At 45.9% G+C, this 18,985-nt stretch carries 21 protein-coding genes; 17 read left to right on the top strand and 4 right to left on the bottom strand.

Annotation, left to right across the window (positions count from 1 at the left end):
• Positions 1–131: 131 nt before the first annotated feature.
• The 9 genes from BN3282_RS12565 to BN3282_RS12525 all read left to right on the top strand — a co-directional run bounded on the left by BN3282_RS12565 (position 132) and on the right by BN3282_RS12525 (position 10,790).
• On the top strand, positions 132–1,919 hold the full coding sequence (locus BN3282_RS12565; RefSeq protein WP_456297526.1) for a CHAP domain-containing protein: 1,788 nt from the start codon (positions 132–134) through the stop codon (positions 1,917–1,919).
• A gap of 30 nt (positions 1,920–1,949) precedes the next feature.
• On the top strand, positions 1,950–2,222 hold the full coding sequence (locus tag BN3282_RS12560) for a DUF4315 family protein (RefSeq protein WP_059069653.1): 273 nt from the start codon (positions 1,950–1,952) through the stop codon (positions 2,220–2,222).
• Positions 2,212–2,940, top strand: coding sequence for a DUF4366 domain-containing protein (locus tag BN3282_RS12555; protein ID WP_059069651.1), 729 nt, complete (start codon positions 2,212–2,214; stop codon positions 2,938–2,940). Before BN3282_RS12560 ends, BN3282_RS12555 begins: the two co-directional genes overlap by 11 nt.
• Positions 2,937–3,122, top strand: coding sequence for a hypothetical protein (locus BN3282_RS12550; RefSeq protein WP_059069649.1), 186 nt, complete (start codon positions 2,937–2,939; stop codon positions 3,120–3,122). Before BN3282_RS12555 ends, BN3282_RS12550 begins: the two co-directional genes overlap by 4 nt.
• 12 nt (positions 3,123–3,134) lie before the next feature.
• The gene (locus BN3282_RS12545) at positions 3,135–5,225 is read left to right on the top strand and encodes a DNA topoisomerase 3 (RefSeq protein WP_059069647.1); all 2,091 of its coding nucleotides are present in this window, start codon (positions 3,135–3,137) and stop codon (positions 5,223–5,225) included.
• A gap of 218 nt (positions 5,226–5,443) precedes the next feature.
• A complete protein-coding gene (locus tag BN3282_RS12540) occupies positions 5,444–9,271 on the top strand; it encodes an antirestriction protein ArdA (RefSeq protein ID WP_059069645.1) in 3,828 nt (1,275 codons plus the stop codon).
• Between the two features lie 3 nt (positions 9,272–9,274).
• Positions 9,275–10,219, top strand: a complete 945-nt coding sequence (locus BN3282_RS12535) for a hypothetical protein (RefSeq protein WP_032509773.1) — start codon at positions 9,275–9,277, stop codon at positions 10,217–10,219.
• Positions 10,216–10,428, top strand: coding sequence for a transposon-transfer assisting family protein (locus BN3282_RS12530; protein WP_005933795.1), 213 nt, complete (start codon positions 10,216–10,218; stop codon positions 10,426–10,428). The genes BN3282_RS12535 and BN3282_RS12530 overlap by 4 nt, the downstream gene beginning before the upstream one ends.
• Positions 10,425–10,790 (top strand): cysteine-rich VLP domain-containing protein, encoded by a 366-nt coding sequence (locus tag BN3282_RS12525; RefSeq protein ID WP_059069644.1) that lies wholly within the window; start codon positions 10,425–10,427, stop codon positions 10,788–10,790. Before BN3282_RS12530 ends, BN3282_RS12525 begins: the two co-directional genes overlap by 4 nt.
• A 172-nt stretch (positions 10,791–10,962) precedes the next feature.
• Here the strand turns inward: BN3282_RS12525 and BN3282_RS12520 are convergent, their stop codons facing one another.
• The 4 genes from BN3282_RS12520 to BN3282_RS12505 form a co-directional block, all read right to left on the bottom strand.
• Positions 10,963–11,826 (bottom strand): hypothetical protein, encoded by an 864-nt coding sequence (locus tag BN3282_RS12520; protein WP_032509771.1) that lies wholly within the window; start codon positions 11,824–11,826, stop codon positions 10,963–10,965.
• Between the two features lie 76 nt (positions 11,827–11,902).
• Positions 11,903–13,249 carry a relaxase/mobilization nuclease domain-containing protein gene (locus tag BN3282_RS12515; RefSeq protein WP_032509770.1) on the bottom strand — a complete coding sequence of 449 codons (1,347 nt, stop codon included), beginning with the start codon at positions 13,247–13,249 and terminating at the stop codon, positions 11,903–11,905.
• Positions 13,210–13,539 (bottom strand): plasmid mobilization protein, encoded by a 330-nt coding sequence (locus BN3282_RS12510; protein WP_032509769.1) that lies wholly within the window; start codon positions 13,537–13,539, stop codon positions 13,210–13,212. Before BN3282_RS12510 ends, BN3282_RS12515 begins: the two co-directional genes overlap by 40 nt.
• A 244-nt stretch (positions 13,540–13,783) precedes the next feature.
• A complete protein-coding gene (locus tag BN3282_RS12505; RefSeq protein ID WP_257341972.1) occupies positions 13,784–14,143 on the bottom strand; it encodes a helix-turn-helix transcriptional regulator in 360 nt (119 codons plus the stop codon).
• A 309-nt stretch (positions 14,144–14,452) separates the two neighbouring features.
• Between BN3282_RS12505 and BN3282_RS12500 the strand changes: the two genes are divergently transcribed.
• The 8 genes from BN3282_RS12500 (at position 14,453) to BN3282_RS12465 (ending at position 18,607) form a co-directional block, all read left to right on the top strand.
• A complete protein-coding gene (locus BN3282_RS12500) occupies positions 14,453–14,716 on the top strand; it encodes a CD3324 family protein (protein ID WP_032509768.1) in 264 nt (87 codons plus the stop codon).
• 131 nt (positions 14,717–14,847) lie between these two features.
• Positions 14,848–15,555: an Ntn hydrolase family protein gene (locus tag BN3282_RS12495; RefSeq protein ID WP_032509767.1), complete on the top strand. Its 708-nt coding sequence runs from the start codon at positions 14,848–14,850 to the stop codon at positions 15,553–15,555.
• A gap of 13 nt (positions 15,556–15,568) precedes the next feature.
• Positions 15,569–16,189, top strand: a complete 621-nt coding sequence (locus BN3282_RS12490) for a CatB-related O-acetyltransferase (protein WP_032509766.1) — start codon at positions 15,569–15,571, stop codon at positions 16,187–16,189.
• Between the two features lie 82 nt (positions 16,190–16,271).
• Positions 16,272–16,796 (top strand): PadR family transcriptional regulator, encoded by a 525-nt coding sequence (locus BN3282_RS12485; protein ID WP_032509765.1) that lies wholly within the window; start codon positions 16,272–16,274, stop codon positions 16,794–16,796.
• Positions 16,797–16,800: 4 nt separating this feature from the next.
• On the top strand, positions 16,801–17,217 hold the full coding sequence (locus BN3282_RS12480) for a YjdF family protein (protein ID WP_032509764.1): 417 nt from the start codon (positions 16,801–16,803) through the stop codon (positions 17,215–17,217).
• 2 nt (positions 17,218–17,219) lie between these two features.
• Positions 17,220–17,408, top strand: coding sequence for a cysteine-rich KTR domain-containing protein (locus BN3282_RS12475; protein ID WP_032509796.1), 189 nt, complete (start codon positions 17,220–17,222; stop codon positions 17,406–17,408).
• A 520-nt stretch (positions 17,409–17,928) separates the two neighbouring features.
• Positions 17,929–18,369, top strand: coding sequence for an RNA polymerase sigma factor (locus BN3282_RS12470; protein ID WP_021395650.1), 441 nt, complete (start codon positions 17,929–17,931; stop codon positions 18,367–18,369).
• The gene (locus BN3282_RS12465; protein ID WP_032509763.1) at positions 18,350–18,607 is read left to right on the top strand and encodes a helix-turn-helix domain-containing protein; all 258 of its coding nucleotides are present in this window, start codon (positions 18,350–18,352) and stop codon (positions 18,605–18,607) included. The genes BN3282_RS12470 and BN3282_RS12465 overlap by 20 nt, the downstream gene beginning before the upstream one ends.
• The last annotated feature ends 378 nt before the right edge of the window (positions 18,608–18,985 follow it).

Below are 18,985 nucleotides of genomic sequence, written 5' to 3'. Positions count from 1 at the left end.
AAATCACACAGAAAATGACCCGCGACGGTGCGGTGGAAATCAACGAAACACAGCAGACTGCCGAGCGTATCAGCAGCCGGGAAGCAGACAGCGACTTTTCACAGCCGGACACCGCTACCGCAGAGCGCGTCATGGAACACCTTGACGCAGCCCATACCCGAAAGGCAAGTAAAAAGGCAGTCAAGAAAGCGCAGGAAGCGGCAGTTTTGCGTACTTCCACTTCCCGCTTGCAGTTTACCGACGAGGAACGGGAAACGCCAAAACTGCAACCCTACATTAAAAAATCGGAAAAAGCAGCCGACAAACTGGACGCGGCAAAGGCAGCTATCCAGAAGCAGAAGAAACTTGTAAAAGAGCGCACCTTTGAGGAAACTAGCGGAAAGGCAAAGACCCGGCTTTACTTTGAGGAACAGGAAAAGCCGATACCCGGCGGCAAAGCTCACAGGAACCCGTTATCCCGCCCCGCGCAGGAAGCGGGGATTTTTGTTCACAACAAAATCCACAGCGTCGAGAAAGACAATTCCGGCGTGGAGGGTGCGCACAAATCGGAGGAACTTGCCGAGCGCGGCGCAAGGTACGGGACAAGAAAATTAAAACAGGGCTACCGCAGCCATAAGCTGAAACCCTACCGGGAAGCGGCAAAGGCAGAACAGGCAGCGTTTAAGGCAAACGTCAATTTCCAGTATCACAAAGCCTTGCAGGAAAACCCGCAGCTTACAAGCAATCCCTTTTCCCGGTTCATGCAGAAACAGAAAATCAAACGCCAGTATGCAAAGACCGTAAAGAAAGGCAGCGCAGCCACCGCCAAAGCAGCCGCCGGAGCGTCCCAAACAGCAGCAAAGAAAGCGGCTGCCTTTGCAGGACGACACCCGGCGGGCGTGATAATCGCTATCGCCGCGCTGCTTCTGTTCATCATGGTATCCGTAGGGCTTTCCTCTTGCGGGGCAATGTTTTCCGGCAGCATGAACAGCGTGTTAGGGACTTCCTACACGTCCGAGGACAGCGACCTTGTGGCAACGGAACAGAGCTATGCCGCAATGGAAAATGAGCTGCAACAGGAAATTGACAATATCGAAAGCACCCACCCCGGCTATGATGAATACCGCTATGACCTTGACACTATCGGGCATAACCCCCACGAATTAGCGTCGTACTTGACTGCCCTTTTGCAGAGTTACACCCCGCAGAGCGCACAGGCAGAGCTAAAGCGGCTGTTCGGCTTACAGTACACCTTGACGCTGACGGAAGAAATCGAGATACGCACCACCACCGACGAGGAGGGCAACGAGGAAGAATACGAATACCGTATCTTAAATGTGAAGCTGACAAACAAGCCGATTGCTTCCCTTGCGGAAGAACTGCTGAACCCACAGCAATTTGAAATGTTCAAGGTGTACTTACAGACACAGGGCAACAAACCGTTGATTTTTGGCGGCGGCTCTCCCGACGGAAGCCCGTCCGAGGATTTAAGCGGCGTGGAGTTTGTAAACGGCACACGTCCCGGAAACCCGGAGCTTATGGAGCTTGCAAAACAGCAGGTCGGAAACGTGGGCGGCTATCCCTATTGGAGTTGGTATGGCTTTAACAGCCGCGTGGAATGGTGCGCCTGCTTTGTGTCATGGTGCTACAATCAAGCCGGAAAAAGCGAACCGCGCTTTGCGGGCTGCGAATGGCAGGGTGTCCCTTGGTTTCAGTCAAGGGGACAATGGGGCGCACGCGGCTATGAGAATATCGCACCGGGCGACGCTATCTTTTTCGATTGGGATTTAGACGGCGTTGCCGACCATGTGGGGCTTGTGCTTGGCAGGGACGGAAGCCGCGTCTATACCGTTGAGGGCAATTCCGGCGACGCCTGCAAGATTAAAAGCTATGACCTCAACTATCAATGTATCAAAGGCTATGGGCTGATGAACTGGTAAGCAGCCCCGAAAAGAAAGGAGAATTTTTTTATGGCAAACAACAAAATCGACCGTATCAATAAGGAAATCGCAAAGACCCGCGAGAAAATCACAGAGTATCAGAACAAGTTGAAAGGACTGGAAGCACAGAAAATCGAAGCAGAAAATCTTGAAATTGTGCAGCTTGTACGCGCTATGCGTTTGACCCCACAGGAACTGAACACTATGCTGTCCGGCGGCGGTATTCCCGGTATGAGTGCCGCGCCTGCTTCTGATGAAGCGGCAGACTACGAAGAACAGGAGGACAATGCAGATGAAGAATAAACTGAAACAGACCATGACTGCCCTTTGTGCCGCCCTTATCCTTATGGGCGGTTTTTCTGTCCCTGCCTATGCACAGGGCGCAGCCACAGAACCACCCGCAGAGGACGCGACCAACGACAGCAACGTAATTGTGGAGGAAAACGAGGAAACGCCGCCCCTTACCCCAAAAGGAAACGCAACACTGGTTGATGATTACGGCGGCAATAAGCAGCTTATCACTGTTACCACCAAAGGTGGCAACTATTTCTATATCCTCATTGACCGGGCAGCCGAGGGGGAACAGACCGTACATTTCCTTAATCAAGTGGACGAAGCCGACCTTATGGCACTGACCGAAACCGGGGAAGCCACGAAAAAGCCGGAAGTCTGCAACTGTACGGAAAAATGCGAAGCCGGAAAGGTAAATACGTCCTGCCCGGTATGTGCAACCACTCTGACAGGCTGCACAGGCAAGGAACCTACCCCACCCCCCACCGAGCAGCCGGAAGAACCCAAAGAAAAAGACGGCAATCCCGGCGCGGTGCTTGCCTTAGTCCTCTTTGTGCTGCTTGGTGGCGGCGCAGCGTTCTACTACTTTAAGTTTATAAAACCGAAGCAGAACGTGAAAGGGAACACCGACCTTGAAGATTTTGACTTTGAGGATTACGACGAGGACGAGCCGGAAGCAGACACCGGGGACACTTCCGAAGATGAAGAAACGGAGGGAGAAAACTTATGACCCTGTTTACCGACAATCCCTTTGAAAAGATGATGATACAGAAACCGGACTATGGCAAAGGGGAAAAAGCCCCGCCGGAGCTTTCTTCCCCACGCTGCGCGGGCTGCCCTTACAAGGGGCAGTCCCCTTGTGTGGGGTACTGTATCAGAAAACTGGAAACCAAACGACAGACCGAACGATAGGAGGAATTATCATTGATTTTAGTTATCGCAGAAAAGCCCAGTGTGGCGCAGACAATCGCTGCCGTACTTGGGGCAAAGGAAAAGAAAGACGGATTTCTCACAGGAAGCGGCTATATCGTTTCTTGGTGCGTGGGACATTTGGTAGGGCTTTCCGAAGCTGCCGCCTACGGGGAACAGTATAAAAAGTGGAGTTATGACAGCTTACCGATTTTGCCGCAGGAATGGAAATACACCGTTGCTTCTGACAAGGAAAAGCAATTCAAAACCTTAAAGGAACTTATGCACCGGGCAGACGTTTCCGAAGTGGTAAATGCCTGCGACGCAGGGCGCGAGGGAGAACTCATTTTCCGCTTTGTCTATGAAGTTGCCGGGTGCAGGAAGCCCATGCGCCGCTTGTGGATTTCCTCAATGGAAGAAGCTGCTATCAAAGAGGGATTTGCACATCTGAAGAACGGCGAGGAATACGACGCGCTCTTTGCTTCCGCATTATGCAGGGCAAAGGCTGACTGGCTAATCGGTATCAACGCAACCCGTCTTTTTTCTGTCCTTTACAATCATACCTTGAACGTGGGGCGCGTACAGACCCCGACCTTAAAAATGCTTGTTGACCGGGACGCAGCGATTACCACGTTCAAGAAAGAAAAATACTACCATGTGCGCCTTGCCTTATCCGGCGCGGAAGCTGCAAGTGAACGAATTTCAGATAAGGCAGAAGCCGACGCATTAAAAACGACTTGTGAAGTGTCAAAAGCAGTCTGCACTTCCCTTGTAAAAGAGAAAAAGACCGCAGCCCCGCCGAAACTCTTTGACCTTACTTCTTTACAGAGGGAAGCAAACCGTATTTTCGGCTATACCGCAAAACAGACCCTTGACCTTGCACAAGCCCTGTATGAAAAGCGTTTGCTTACTTATCCGAGAACCGACAGCAGCTATCTGACTGACGACATGGGCGACACAACGGCGGGCATTATCAAGCTGCTTTGTGGAAAGTTTTCTTTTATGGCGGGAAAAGACTTCACGCCGGAGCTTGCAAAGGTGCTGAACAGTAAAAAGGTATCCGACCACCACGCTATTATCCCCACTATGGAGCTTGCAAAGACTGATATTACCACGCTGCCGGAAAGTGAAAAAAATATCCTTACCCTTGCCGGGGCGCGTCTGCTCATGGCGACCGCCGCAGTACATACCTTTGAAGCAGTTAAAGCTACATTTGAATGTGCCGGACAGCCCTTTACCGCAAGGGGCAAAACCATTCTTTGTGAGGGTTGGAAAGAGATTGACCGAAAATACAGGGCAGCCTTAAAGAACAAGCCCGAAACGGACGACGCAGACAGCGACACAGAAAAGACCCTGCCGCCATTTACCGAGGGGCAGACTTTTGAAAATCCGGCGGCAACGGTAACGGAGCATGACACAACACCGCCGAAACCTCACAACGAAGCGTCGCTACTCTCTGCTATGGAGCGCGCCGGAAGCGAGGACACCGACCCGGACGCAGAACGCAAAGGGCTTGGAACGCCCGCCACCCGCGCCGCCGTCATTGAAAAACTGGTAAAGGGCGGCTTTGTGGAGCGAAAAGGCAAGCAGCTACTTCCTACAAAGGACGGTATCAACCTTGTGTGCGTCCTACCGGACACCTTGACAAGCCCGCAGCTTACCGCAGAATGGGAAAACAATCTGACGCAGATTGCAAAAGGCAAGGCAGACCCCGCCGCATTTATAGAGGGTATCGAGGATATGGCGCGGGAACTGGTAAAGACCTATCCATTTCTTTCTGATAATAAAGCGCAGATGTTCAAGCCGGAACGGGAAGCGTTGGGAAGCTGCCCCCGCTGCGGTTCTCCTGTCTATGAGGGAAAGAAGAATTACTATTGCAGCAACAAGGAATGTATCTTTACCATGTGGAAAAATGACCGTTTCTTTGAAGAACGAAAAGTAACCTTTACCCCGAAGATTGCCGCTACACTCTTAAAATCCGGCAAGGTAAATGTAAAAAAGCTCTATTCCCCAAAGACGGGCAAGACCTACGACGGAACTATCGTATTGGCTGATACGGGCGGGAAATATGTCAACTACCGGGTGGAGCTTCCGAGGAAGAAATAACTGAATAGCAAGCATAGGAAAAGAGTACCCTTTTCCGTAAAATCCCTGCTTTCTCTACCGAGAACGGCGGGGATTTTTTGCTTGTTGGGAAGTGTCCCAAACCCTCTGAAATCTTGAAAAAATCTCTAAAATCTTTGGCAAAAACGCGGGCGCGGGGTACTGAATGATGAAACCGGAACATGCAGCGTCCGCGCTGCTCTTTGGAAAGGAGGTTACACATGGCAAGTTTACGGGACACCGTAAAGGACTATCAAGAAGAATTAAGGGACGGTATCGCTTGGGTGGCGTTTTGGAAAACGGGACGTTCTTGGAACGCGGAATATTTCCACCTTGAAATGGGCGATATTCTCTACCCGGAGGACAGAAGCCGCATGGAAGAAATCAAACAGGCTGACCCTGCCGCCGTTGTGGTAAACGGCTATTATTCCGGCTATCTTGGCGAGGATATGAACCTTGACGAGCTGACCGCCGGGGTGCGCCGCCACTACGAAAACGGATATAGCAATATCGGGGAATTTATCGAAGCCCACGACGACAGGCTGCCGCCGGAGCTTATCGAGGAAGCAAGAGCCGCCGCCCATGCTGCGGGGCTTCCGTTCTCTGAAAAAGCCTACCGGGACGGCGAAGAACCCGACCCCTACATTTTTGACGGGAGCATGAGCATAGAGGACTACGAACTTATGCACCGCATGATTGAAAAAGAAAGGAGTGAACGCATGGAACAACCGATTTTAAGCGGCTATCTTTCCAATCTTGGGAAGTACACCGAGGGCAGGCCTACGGGCGAATGGGTATCATTCCCCACGACTGCCGAACATTTGAAAGAAGTCTTTGACCGTATCGGCATAGACGGCAAAAACTACGGGGAGCTGCATATCACAGAATACCAGTCCTCTATTGCGGGACTGGCAGGGAAATTGACCGAGCTTGAAAACCTTGACGAACTGAATTATTTGGGCGAACTTTTGAAAATGCAGTTTGACGACGACCGGGAAAAATTTACTGCGGCTATCACATACGGCGACCATACAAGGGATTTGCAGGACATTATAAACCTTGCACAAAACCTTGACTGTTACTGGCTTTATCCGTCCGTAAAAAGTGAGGAAGATTACGGGCATTATCTGATTGAAGAACTGGACGAGTTGGAGCTGCCGGAAGAAGCAAAAAACTATTTTCTTTATGAGGAATACGGGCGCGACGCTGCTATCAATGACGGGGGCAGATTTACCGAGCAGGGCTATATCTACAACAACCGCAACACCTTTACACAGTGGTACGACGGACGGGACGTGCCGGAGGAATACCGAGTAACGCCGCAGCCGCCAGTACAGGAAAAGGAACAGGCAGACCTTGACGCTGCTATGGCGGTACAGGCTACACCCGAAACAGAGCCGCGCCCGGTTATCCCGCTTATCCTATCTTCTGAAAAACCCGCCGACAAGATGAAAGAGATTACCGACCGACTGGAACAGGGCATTTTGGGGATTTATGAAAGCGACCGCTACGCTGATTATCTGCGTACCATGTCAAAGTTTCACAATTACAGCTTTAACAATACAATCCTTATCGCCATGCAGGGCGGCAGCCTTGTAAAAGGTTATAAACAATGGGAAAAGGAATTTGACCGCCATGTAAAGCCGGGAGAAAAAGCTATCAAGATAATTGCGCCCGCGCCCTTTACCGTTAAGAAACAGGTGGAAAAAATCGACCCGGACACGCAAAAGCCTGTTTTCGATAAGAACGGGAAAGCCGTTACCGAGGAAAAGGAAATCCAAATCCCCGCCTTTCGTGTGGTATCTGTTTTTGACGTGTCGCAGACCGAGGGAAAGGAGCTGCCCGACCTTGGGATAAAGGAGCTTACGGGCGACGTGGAACAGTATCAGGATTTTTTCGCTGCCCTTGAAAGGACTTCCCCTTTTGACATTTCCTTTGAAGCCTTGGGCGGCAGCGTAAAGGGACGCTGCAATTATGAGGAAAAGCGTATCTCTATCAACGAGGGCATGGACGAATTGCAGAATATCAAGACCGCAATCCATGAAATCGCCCATGCGACACTCCATGACATAGACAAAGACGCGCCGGAACGTCCCGACCGCCGCACCCGCGAGGTACAGGCAGAAAGCGTTGCTTATGCCGTTTGCCAACATTACGGGCTTGATACGTCGGATTATTCTTTTGGGTATATCGCCGGGTGGAGCAGCGGAAAAGAACTTGCAGAACTGAAAGGCTCTCTTGAAACAATCCGCAACACCGCCGCAAGTCTGATTGATACCATAGACGGGCATTTTGCAGAAATCCAAAAGGCACAGGATAAGGAGCAGACCACCGAACAGGCACAGCCCACACAGGAAGCCGCCAAACAGCCCGAAGCAGAAGCAGCCGCGCCGGAGCTTCCCGAGGAAACAGCCCCGGTACAGGAAAAAGAAGCACAGCCGGAACAGGCTGCACCCACCCCTTATTACACTATCAATGAAGCTGCCGCCAAACGCGCAAAAGATATGAACAGCTTTTCCGATTATAAGCAAGGTAGCGCGACGGCTGAATATAGGCATTATGTTGATGAAGCCGTACAGCTTGCAGAAAGGCAGAAACAGCGGGTAGACCCGATGTACCATGAGAAAATCGACAGCCTGCTTGACACCTACGCCCGGAAACTGGCGGCGAACATGAACAAAGGCTATGAGATTGACGCGCGTGTTCCATCTATCCTCATTGCAGGCGGCTCTAACTTCCCCACAAGGAAGAAAGAAAAGCAGAACGCAGCCCGCGACAGCAATTACCGGGAATGGCAGGACATACAGGGACTTCTTGATAAAATTCGCAGCACCGGCATGGGCGGTATCAGCGCAGACGACCCGCAGGCAGTACAAAAGTTAGAAAAGAAATTGGAAATCCTTGAAAAATCGCAGGAAACCATGAAAGCCGTAAACGCCTACTACCGCAAGCATAAGACCCTTGACGGCTGCCCGCAGTTGTCGCCGGAACAGCTTGAAAAACTGAAAGCAGACATGGCGAGCAGTTGGCATTTGGGGGACAAGCCCTTTGCGACTTGGACGTTATCCAACAACAGCGCAGAAATCCGGCGCGTGAAAGACCGTATCAAATCCCTTTCACTGCAAAAAGAAATCGGTTTTGTGGGGTGGGAATTTGACGGCGGCAAGGTGGAAGCAAACACCGAAGCGAACCGCCTGCAAATCCTCTTTGAAGATAAACCAGACGAAGCCACGCGGGAAGCCTTAAAAAGCAACGGCTTCCGTTGGTCGCCAAAAGCAGGGGCATGGCAGCGGCAGCTTACCAGTAACGCCTACTATGCGGCTGATTATGTCAAGGCGATTGCACCCATTACCGGGGAAAAGCCTACCGAGTTACAGCGGGCGCATATCCGGCAGCAAAAGGTAGCCGCACAGGAACAACCTGCAAAGGAGCAGCCGAAGCAGGAAGCCCCACAGCATAAAGATACCTTTTCCATTTATCAGATAAAAGGCGGGGACGAAACAAGGGACTTGCGCTTTGAGCCTTACGACCGTCTGACTGCCGCCGGACACCGGGTAGACCCAAAAAACTATACACTTGTCTATTCCGCACCTCTTACGCCGGGGACTTCCCTTGAAGATATTTACACCCGCTTTAATATCGACCACCCGAAAGATTTTAAGGGACACAGCCTTTCCGTTTCCGACATTGTGGTGCTTCATCAGAACGGGCAGGACACCGCCCACTATGTAGACAGCTTGGGGTATAAGGACGTGCCGGAGTTTTTGCAGCCGGAAAATTATCTGAAAGCTGCCGAACAGACCACCGAGCAAAATTACAACATGATTGACGGGCAGATAAACAACACCCCGACCGCTGCGGAACTGGAAGAAAAGGCAAAAGCCGGAGGACAGATTTCTCTTGCAGAATACGCCGAAGCCCTCAAAGCAGAAAAGAAACAGGCAGAGCCGGAGAAAAAGTCCTCTATCCGGGCGCAGCTTAAAGCAGCGAAAGAACAGGCACCGAAGAAACAGGCAAGACAGAAAACACAGGATTTGGAAAGGAGCTGACCTATGAAGTTACAAAAATTTGAAAATGTGGACGTTATTGCTTCCCTTGAAGCCATAATGAAACAGAACACCGCTTTTTATCAGAGCGATTTTGACATAGACAAACAGATTTTGCAGAAAGCGGCGGTAAGCCCTATCCCGGAGGACAAACGGCTTTTGTGGTTTTCCCGCCCGTCCGGGACGTGCTGCTTCCGGGAACGGGACGTTTTTCTAAAGGACACAAGGCAGCATAATACATGGCGGTTTTACGGGGAACAGACCCGCGATACTATCCTTGCCTATGCGGTGGAACTGACAGGCACAGAGCAGGAAAAAATCAAGGGCAATCTTTATGAACTGGATTATTTGCAGCATTTCCGGGAAGTAATCGAAAAATCAATCCCTGCCGACAACTACACGCTGATTTATGAGCATGGGGAGCTGACAAAGCCTGCCGGACAATATTTTGACGGGGACACTGACCCGCAACTTGGAAAGTTTATACGTTTTGAAGCACAGCCAAACGACCCGGAAGCCTTAAAAAGCCTTTTGAGGGAACAGCAGAAAAAACGAACACCGCATACGCAGAGGGATTTTCAGTTACATATCGCCGCCCTGCATGACAGACGGATTGAAGCAGAAGCCCGCCGGATTGTGGAAAATGTAAAAGGGCTTGGAGAACCGGACAGCCCCGAAAAGACCCATTGTGCGGTAGAACTTTCTCCCTGCTTTGTTCCACTGGCAACGGATAAGGATATGGAACGGCTGCTTTCCATGCTCCCTTACAAAAGCCTTTCCTTATCTACGTTGGAGGGCAGGCATGGAGTTTATGCGCTGATAGATAAAAGCGAGAGGAATAAAGAGATGAAACAGTCCCCTCCCTCTGTCCGGGCGCAGTTACAAACAGAAAAATCCCGAAAAGTCCCGAAAAAGACAGCAAAATCAAAACATCACGAATTGGAGGTATGAGCATGATTAGACTGACCGTTGAAGAAATGAACCTGTTGAGTATTTACCATGAGGGAAGCAAAGCACAGCTTATGGAAAATATGACGGCTGCGCTGCCGTTCATGGACGAGGATATGCGCCCCTTTGCAGAACGCACCTTACAGAAAATCTCCCCGCTAACAGAAAACGAGTATGCGGAGCTTGCCATTTTCGCCGCTGATGAAGTATGACCGGGGGTAAGCGGCTTACGCCGCCACAGAGCCGAAAAGTCAACAGCCTTGTAAAAAAGGAGTGCTGCAACTGCGAGCGCGGACACTGTATCTTATTGGACGACGGGGAGGAATATGTCTGCCCGCAGCTTATTTCCTGTTCGCTTTTATGCAAGTGGTTTCAGATTGCCGTACTTCCTCTTGATAAGCTACTGTATGCAGAGCTTTTCAAGACCGAGGATAAAAAGCGTTGTACCGAGTGCGGCACGTTCTTTGTATCAAAATCGAACAGCGTCAAATACTGCCCGGACTGCCGGAAACGGATTACCCGCAGACAGGCAGCCGAGCGCATGAGGAAACGACGCGCGGTGGTTACGCAATAAGGGCAAAAAGAGCCTTGATTTACAGGGCATAAACGGCGTGAAACTGGCATAGGCGATACAGAATACCTTTTCCCTTGAAATTAGGGTTCTACTGCGTAACATATCAAATCATCTGTACCCACAAAAAACGGGCGCGGCGGCTATGATTACATGGCTGCTGTTGCCCGTCTTTTTATTTGTTTTGTCTTTGATTAGCAATAAGTATTTGAGCTATTTCGGGGTGTTCTTTCAATGACTCTACTTGTTCTTCTTGCCACTCTTGTATTTCCTCTTTTGATATGTCTATCATTTCGTAGCCATGTCTTGTATCAACAAAAACCGCTAGTTCTTTGTAAATTGAAAGAAGCTGTTGATACCCCTCACCTAATCCTAAATATGAAACATCAGCAAAATCAAATTGCAATAAAAAATCATTCGGTTTCGGTAAAATTCGCAACAATTCAGACAGTTGGATTTCTGAAATAATATGTATTACTTGTGTGTCACAATAGGAAAAGCTTGGCGTGCCGGATATTTCGTTGCAAATATTTAGAATTAGCGTCCTAAAGTTGTCACAATCTTTCAACAAATCAAAAGAGTATGGTGTCGTTCCGTTTTCAACTTCATTTTTGAAAGACTTTTGCTTACATAGAATAACTTTATTTTTGAAATGAAGTTTATCCATATCTTCGGGTTTTCCCGTTTGCAATAGTTTTTCTTGCTCTGCTGCATATTTAATCATTGCAAGGAGTTCACTAATATACAGGTATAAACTTACTAATTTAGGTGCAATAATTTCTTTAGCTTTCTTTTCTTGTTTTATAGCAGGAAGATAATCCACCATATAATAGAAAACTAAACTTGTTACATATGCAGAAGTGAATATATCAATCATTTGAGCCATACCCGAAAAAAAGTCGCTTTTCGGAGCATCAAAAATAAATGATATAATTGCAGGAGGAGCAAAAAAATATGGAATAGATGAATTTTTAATCATTAAGAAAATGCTTACTGCAAATAATATAAAAAGTATCTTATGGCGTTTTATAAATGACATAATTTATCCTACCTTTACAGTATTTTTCAATAAATATATTTTACCATAATTCTTTGAGATATTCCATATATAGACTTTATCCGCGCTCTGTTTCCTTTCCACGTTCCGGCTCTTTCCCCTGCCGCAAAATGCTGTCTATGTTCTGTTTGATAACATCGTATTCCTTGACTTTCTTTTTCAACTTTCCATAATCGGCGTAAAGGGCTTCTTTCTGCGCTTGGAGATGTCCGTATTCTTCCTGCATGGCGGCGAGGTTGGGGAGTTTGGTAATGCCCGACGCTTTGAGTGTCTTTGCTGCTGCTTCATGGAGTATCAGACTGCTTTCCTGTTTTGCCCGGTATGCGCCCTTGTCCTTTGCCCTGCGGTATGCGTCATAGGCTGGCTTGGTCTTTTGGTATGTGGCAACGTGCTTCATCAGCACCGCCATATCCGCAAGCCGCCTTTCCACGCCCTTTAATGCCTCTGCCGCCTGTTCGCTTTCCGTCTGGATTTCCGCTATCCTTGCGGTCAAATCTGCATACTGCGTGAGATTATTTTCCGTCAAGAAATTCATGGTCTTTGCTGCCTGTTTCAGATTGTGGATTTTAGCCCACTGTTCATACCCCCGGCTCTCTTGTGCCTTGATACTGTTTTCAATGTCGATAAGCAGCGATACGCCGCGCTGCTCTTTGGGAGTTTTCGCCGCCTTTGTGCGCTTGCCTGCAATCCGTTCTCTGATTACTTCCTCTGTATAATCTGCACCGAGGGTTTTTAAGCGGGTAAACCGTTCCTGTCCGGGAGCACGGCAGGAGATATATTTTCCCGGCTTTATCTCATAGCCCGCCGCCTGTAACCGCTGCAATAATTCTTCAAAACTTGCTACTTGGGGGATAAGCGTATCAACGGCAATTTTCAGCTTGCCTTTCCAACTTGTTCCCGTCTTTTCCGCTTGATATTCCGCATAGCTTTTTCCCTTACTGCCTTTACCCGGAACGACAACGGACAGCCCGTTTTCCCGGCACAACTTATCGCTCATGTTCCGTATGCCGTAGTAGCTGCGCTTATTGGAATTGTACTTATGGTAGTCAACGAAATTGACCGCGCAAAAAATGATGTGGTTATGGATATGCCCCTTGTCTATGTGGGTGGTAAGGACGTATTCGTGCTGTCCCTTTGTTGCTGCGTCGGCAAGCTGCTTTCCGATTGCATGGGCTTTCTCACAGTCCACCTCTCCCGGTTCAAACGATTGTATCAGATGAAAGGCTAAGTTGTTCCCTTTCTGCCGAGCCTGCGACAAAGTATATTCAAACTCAATATCTGCCGTTTCATAGCTGCACCCAAAGGAGGACACAAGTGTTTTCCCGTCTGTCTTATCCGGGTTTTGGATATAATCAAGGGCTTTGCTTAACGTGCTTTTAATAGGCTTAATCTTTGTAACCGCCATATCTCCGCAAGCACCCCCTTTATTTCTTCTATGTCCTCTTGATAGACGCTGCCTGTCGCATTGACACGCTTTGCAATCTGATTGATGTTGACCCCGATTTTCTGTATCTCCGCTGTCATGGCTTTTATATCGCTATGGTCTGTCTGAATGATATAGCCGTCAATAGCAATCTTGCGAAGATACGCCGCCATGTTTTGGGTAGGGACGAGCTTCATTTTCTGCTCAATCAACGCCCGTTCTTTCTCTGTTACATAGAATTTGATTTGTACTTTTCTTTTGCGTCCGTTCATGCAATCGCTCCTTTCCGTTCCGAGGGTTTGGGACACTTCCCAACAAGCAATTTTCAACCGACGCACCGCAGGGTAAGAGGGGGAAAATACGGAAAAGGGTACTCTTTTCCTATGCTTGCTAAGAAAGTTTTTTCCTCACTTATCACTACAACGAAACTCCCAGTATGCCAAAAAAAGCGCAAAAGAAAAACGCCGCAATCCTGCGACGCTTCAATCACTTTATGCAGACAAAAACGAGGGAACTTTATTCCCCCGTCTTGTCGTTGTTGGCTTCCTCTATACCTTTTGCAGTAGCAGACATAATTTTTAAGTCTGTTTCGCTCATTGTGTCAAGCATGGTATCAAGTTGACGGCGGCGTGTGGACTTCTCCTGTTCCCGTTCCGGGAAAAAGAACTGGTCTACTGATACGTCAAGCAGGGTTACAAGCTCATATAAAATCTGTAAACTTGGGTGCTGCCCGCTGTTCTCAATGGACGCGATATACCGGGGCGCAATATTCAGTGTGTCGGCTAACTGATTGCGTGATATTCCCTTTGCTTTTCTTGCTGCTTTAATGGCTTGCCCGAAAGCCTTAAAATCGAATTTTTCTTTGTTCTGCTTCATAGTCATTTCACCCAACTACATTTTACTGTTCCTCTTTTCTTTGAGATATGATTACACATATCATAGTACGGATAGAAATAGAGCATATTATATTAAAAGCAGCGTTGTATTTTTGAGATGAAAATGATATACTGACAATAATCCCTATTTGATTGAAAGAAGTGATTTATATGTGTATCAACACCAAAAAGAGAAACAAAGATTTTCTCCATGCAAAGCCAGTAGATTGCGACGGTTGCATGGAGTAAAATAGTCGCAAAATAATGCTGGCTTTGTAACTTGACTATCATAATCAAGGAGGAAGCCTGCATGAAATATAAAAATGCACAAGTTATTCTTCCGGACGCATTGGTAAAAGAGTTACAAAGTTATGTTCAAGGCGAATATATTTATGTTCCTGTCGAACAGGAGCAACAAAAGCGTTGGGGAGAAGTTTCCGGTTACAGGAAAGAATTAGAGCAACGTAACCAGAAGATAAAACAAGAATATCAAAGCGGTATTTCTATAAATTGTCTTGCCGAAAAATATTGCCTATCTTTATATGCGGTTCGGAAAATTATATATCAAAAGTAAGGTAAGGGGCTGCCGAGTGCAGCCTCTTATTTTTATACAGATTGATTCGGTATTATATAGAGTATAGAAAAATTTTTCAACGAACTGTATGATAAAGAAGAAATATTTAAAATACATGGGAGGGAACTATTATGTGTACCCGATTTGTTTATAATGGGAATGACATGATTACAGGATTTAATTTTGATATTGACCTTGCAGTGTGGAAACATAAAGTGATAAAAGAAAAAGAACGCTTTTATATAGGTATTTTACGACCGGACGGTACATACCACTCTTATCATGGTATCAATAGGAATGGAAATGTTGGGACATTGTTATATGTGCATGACAATCCTGCCGGAATATATCGAGATAATTCTGACTGTATAACGATTGCCGACTTGACAGAACAGTTTATTAAAGCACAAATTTCTTTTGATGAGGTACTCCAAATTGTAAAGGCAAAGCAAGTTACTTATGCACCGGACGCAACCATGCAGGCAATGTTATCAGACAGTCATGGACGTGTTTTAATCATTGAACCGGGAATAGGCTATAAAGAAGAACGCGAACAATATTCCTTGATAACGAACTATTCTTTGATGAAGCCGGAAAGTACAAAAGATTTTATTGTTCCGGGGGACGATAGATATGAACGTGCTTTGAAAAAATTAGAAAAATATAGCCCCGATTTTTCAATTTCAGACGCAATTCAATTACTTTATGATGTACGTCAAGAGGGTGCATGGGCAACGAGAGTTTCTTTCGTGTATTCTGCCAAAGAGCAAACCGTATATTATGTAGAAAATAACCATTTTGAATGTATTCAAACATTCACTTTTCCGTTAGAGCGATAAGGGAGGAACCATTATGTTACAGAAAATTTATCCACGTTCAAAAGATAAAGAAACGGTATATCTTAAAAGTGTTATCACTAACCCTAATATCATAGTGGGCGATTATACTATGTATAATGATTTTGTGAAAGAACCAAAAGACTTTGAAAAAAATAATGTTTTATATCAATACCCTATCAATCAAGACAAATTGATAATTGGGAAATTTTGTTCAATCGCGTGTGGAGCAAAGTTTATTTTCAATAGTGCAAATCATACATTATCGTCCTTATCAACATACCCATTTCCTATTTTTTTTGAAGAATGGGGATTAGACGTAAAAGACATTACAAAGGCATGGGATAATAAAGGAGATATTGTTGTCGGAAATGATGTTTGGATTGGTTATGAAGCAGTCATTTTAGCGGGCGTTACGATTGGCGACGGTGCTATTATCGGAGCGCGAGCAGTTGTAACGAAAGATGTTCCACCTTATACAATCGTGGGAGGTGTACCGGCAAAACAGATACGAAAAAGATTTAATGAGGAAACGATTGATACATTGCTCAAATTAAAATGGTGGGATTGGTCTAAAGAGAGAATATCTAAAAATATTGCCGCTATTCAATCCGGTAATCTTGGATATTTATTATAAAGGAAACACAGCCCATATTTCTCTTGACTTTTACTATTAACAATAGTACTATTGATAATAGTAAAAAGAAAGGAGAAATAATATGTCATCAATAGATTTAGTGGTGCTTGGTATCGTGTTAGAGAAACCGCAAAGTGCTTATGACATACAGAAAGATGTAGAATATCATAACTTATCAAAGTGGACTAAAATAAGTGTGTCGTCAATTTATAGAAAAGTTCTGCAATTAAAAGAAAAAGGCTATTTAGAAAGTGATATTGTAAAAGGAGATAAATTTGCTGATAAAGCGATTTATTCTATTACAGAGAAAGGAAAAGAATATTTTGAAAAGTTAATGTTTACCTATGCTTCTCAAGATGTTCCCCTCTTATTTGATTTTAATGTGGTAATTGCAAATTTGAATAAGGTTAGTTCAAATGAAGCGATTAAACTTATTGCTCAATTAAGAGAAAGTATAAAAATCTCTGCTAAAGCTAATGAAGATTATGCAATTCAATATGCTACTATTCCACTTGTAGGAAGAACAATTTTTGAACAGCAGAAACTTCTTTATAATTCACTTTTACAATGGCTTGACAGCTTTGAAGCGCAGATGAGTAAGGAATGATATTATGGCTATAAAAAGTAGCTTTACGGTCATGTTTGAAGCTCCATTTTGGATTGGCGTATATGAACGATTTGACGAGGGATATTATGAGGTTTGTAAAATCACTTTTGGTAGTGAACCTAAAGACTATGAAGTTTACGATTTTTTGCTAAAAAATTGGAATAGTCTTAAATTCAGTCCTCCTATCAAATCAGAAATAACAGAAGAACGAAAAATCAATCCTAAGCGTATGCAACGAGAAATCAACAATCAGTTACAAAATAAAGGAATGGGAACCAAAGCACAACAGGCGTTGAAACTTCAACATGAACAAAACAAAATGGAACGAAAAGTTAAAAGTAAAGAACAACGGGAAGTTGAAAAAGAACGCCAGTATGCTTTGCGTCAAGAAAAACGAAAAGCTAAACATAGAGGTAAATAATGATGAATAGTGAAAATTGGATTTATTGTCCGGTTTGCAAAAATAAAACACGACTGCAAATACGGGAGGATACTGAATTAAAAAATTTTCCTCTGTACTGTCCAAAGTGCAAGCAAGAAACCCTAATCAATGTCTATAAACTAAATATTTCAGTTATCAAAGAGCCAGACGCACAGACGCAGAGCCGATAACACATGAGGATATTTCCTTGTGGTTATCGGTTCTTTTTGTTGATAGCTACAATCTGTTTTATGATTGCTGATATTTACCAACAACAAAACCGTTACTCTAACGGGAAACGATTGTAGCAGCGTTAAGCAGCGGTTTTGAAATAACAATCAAAGCCGCTGTTTTCTTTTTCCAAAAGTAAGAATACAGAGGGTGTGTTAAAGTCGCCCTTTTATAAGGATATGGCGGTATTAAGGAGGTATCGCCATGTCCTTTTTCTTATGCCTGTCTAATGGGTTACTATCAAAAAAAGCCATTATCCACCGACGGGTTATTCCGGCTATGTAGATGAACTGTCAAATCAATTAAATACTGCTGTTATTTCCTATGCGTCTGTCTGCATTTTGCAGGCAGGCGCATTTCGCATTTTACAGAAGATTTTTCAAAAACTTTGCCCCCTTTTTGGCAAAGCAAAAAGTCGCCTGTATTATCCCGCGAAAAGGGGAGGTACTACCGCCTTTCGGCAGAAAGGAGGTGAACACCATGACACCTAATCGCAGGGAATTTGAAAAGCAATGTGCGTTTCAAAAGTTCTGTAAATCAGTACTTCACAATGAAGCGTGCAACGCCCATGAGGAAATTCGTCGGCGCAGAGTTCGGGAGGTTACTTTTTCCAACCTTGCCTTGCATGAGGAACGGCAGCTTTATACCGTCGATAAGTATTTTCAAGACGAAGAAGCAGAGCCGTCCTATCAAATGGCAGGAAAGGAAATAACCCCAAAATTGCTGCTTGAAGCTATCCGGGCTTTACCCGAAGAACGGCGCAAAATTGTACTGCTGTATTACTTTGAGGGATTGACTGATATAGAAATCGGAAAGCAGCTCAATATCTCAAGAAGTACGGTACAGTATCGCCGGACAAGCTCCTTTGAGCAGTTAAAAAAATATTTGGAGGAAAACGCTGATGAATGGATTGAATGGTAAACCGACCGAGTACCCGGAAACTGCCCTTGTTCCCTATCCCGTTATTTTGGCGGCGAGCAAAGGCGACCCGGACTCAATGAAGATTGTATTGCAGCATTTCAGCGGCTACATAGCAAGTCTTTCCATGCGAAAGCTCTATGACGAGCGAGGAAATGTTTATTTTGGAGTGGACGAAGAAATACGCGAAAGGCTGCAAGCAAAACTAATGAGGGCAATTCTCATATTTAGGGCTGAATAAACCAACGCGGTATTGGAACGCTTCCCCCTTTTCCGTTCCATATCGCAGGACAGCCCTCTGTTCTTTGACAAAGAAAGCGGCGCAATAGAACGGCGACGCAGCATAAGGCAAATCAGATACATTCGATATATGGGGAGCCGTTGGGCTGATACGCCATGACCGAAAGGAGGGACAAAACGAGCGAAAACTATCAGCGTTCCAAAGCAGATTTAGCAACTCTGTCGCCACAATCCATATATCGGTATAATGATACTCCTTTACCGCCGTAGTCCGAGCGTTAGAAGCGTCGCAGACAACGGGTAGAGCTGCATGAGAACCATGCGGAAGTGAAATTCTTGTGAGGTTTGCTAAAACCGTCTGATGAGCCTTTATAATTTT

Origin of the sequence: Mediterraneibacter massiliensis (assembly GCF_001487105.1) — a bacterium.
Classification (GTDB): Bacteria; Bacillota; Clostridia; order Lachnospirales; family Lachnospiraceae; genus Mediterraneibacter; species Mediterraneibacter massiliensis.
This window is presented reverse-complemented; position numbering and strand designations above follow the sequence as displayed.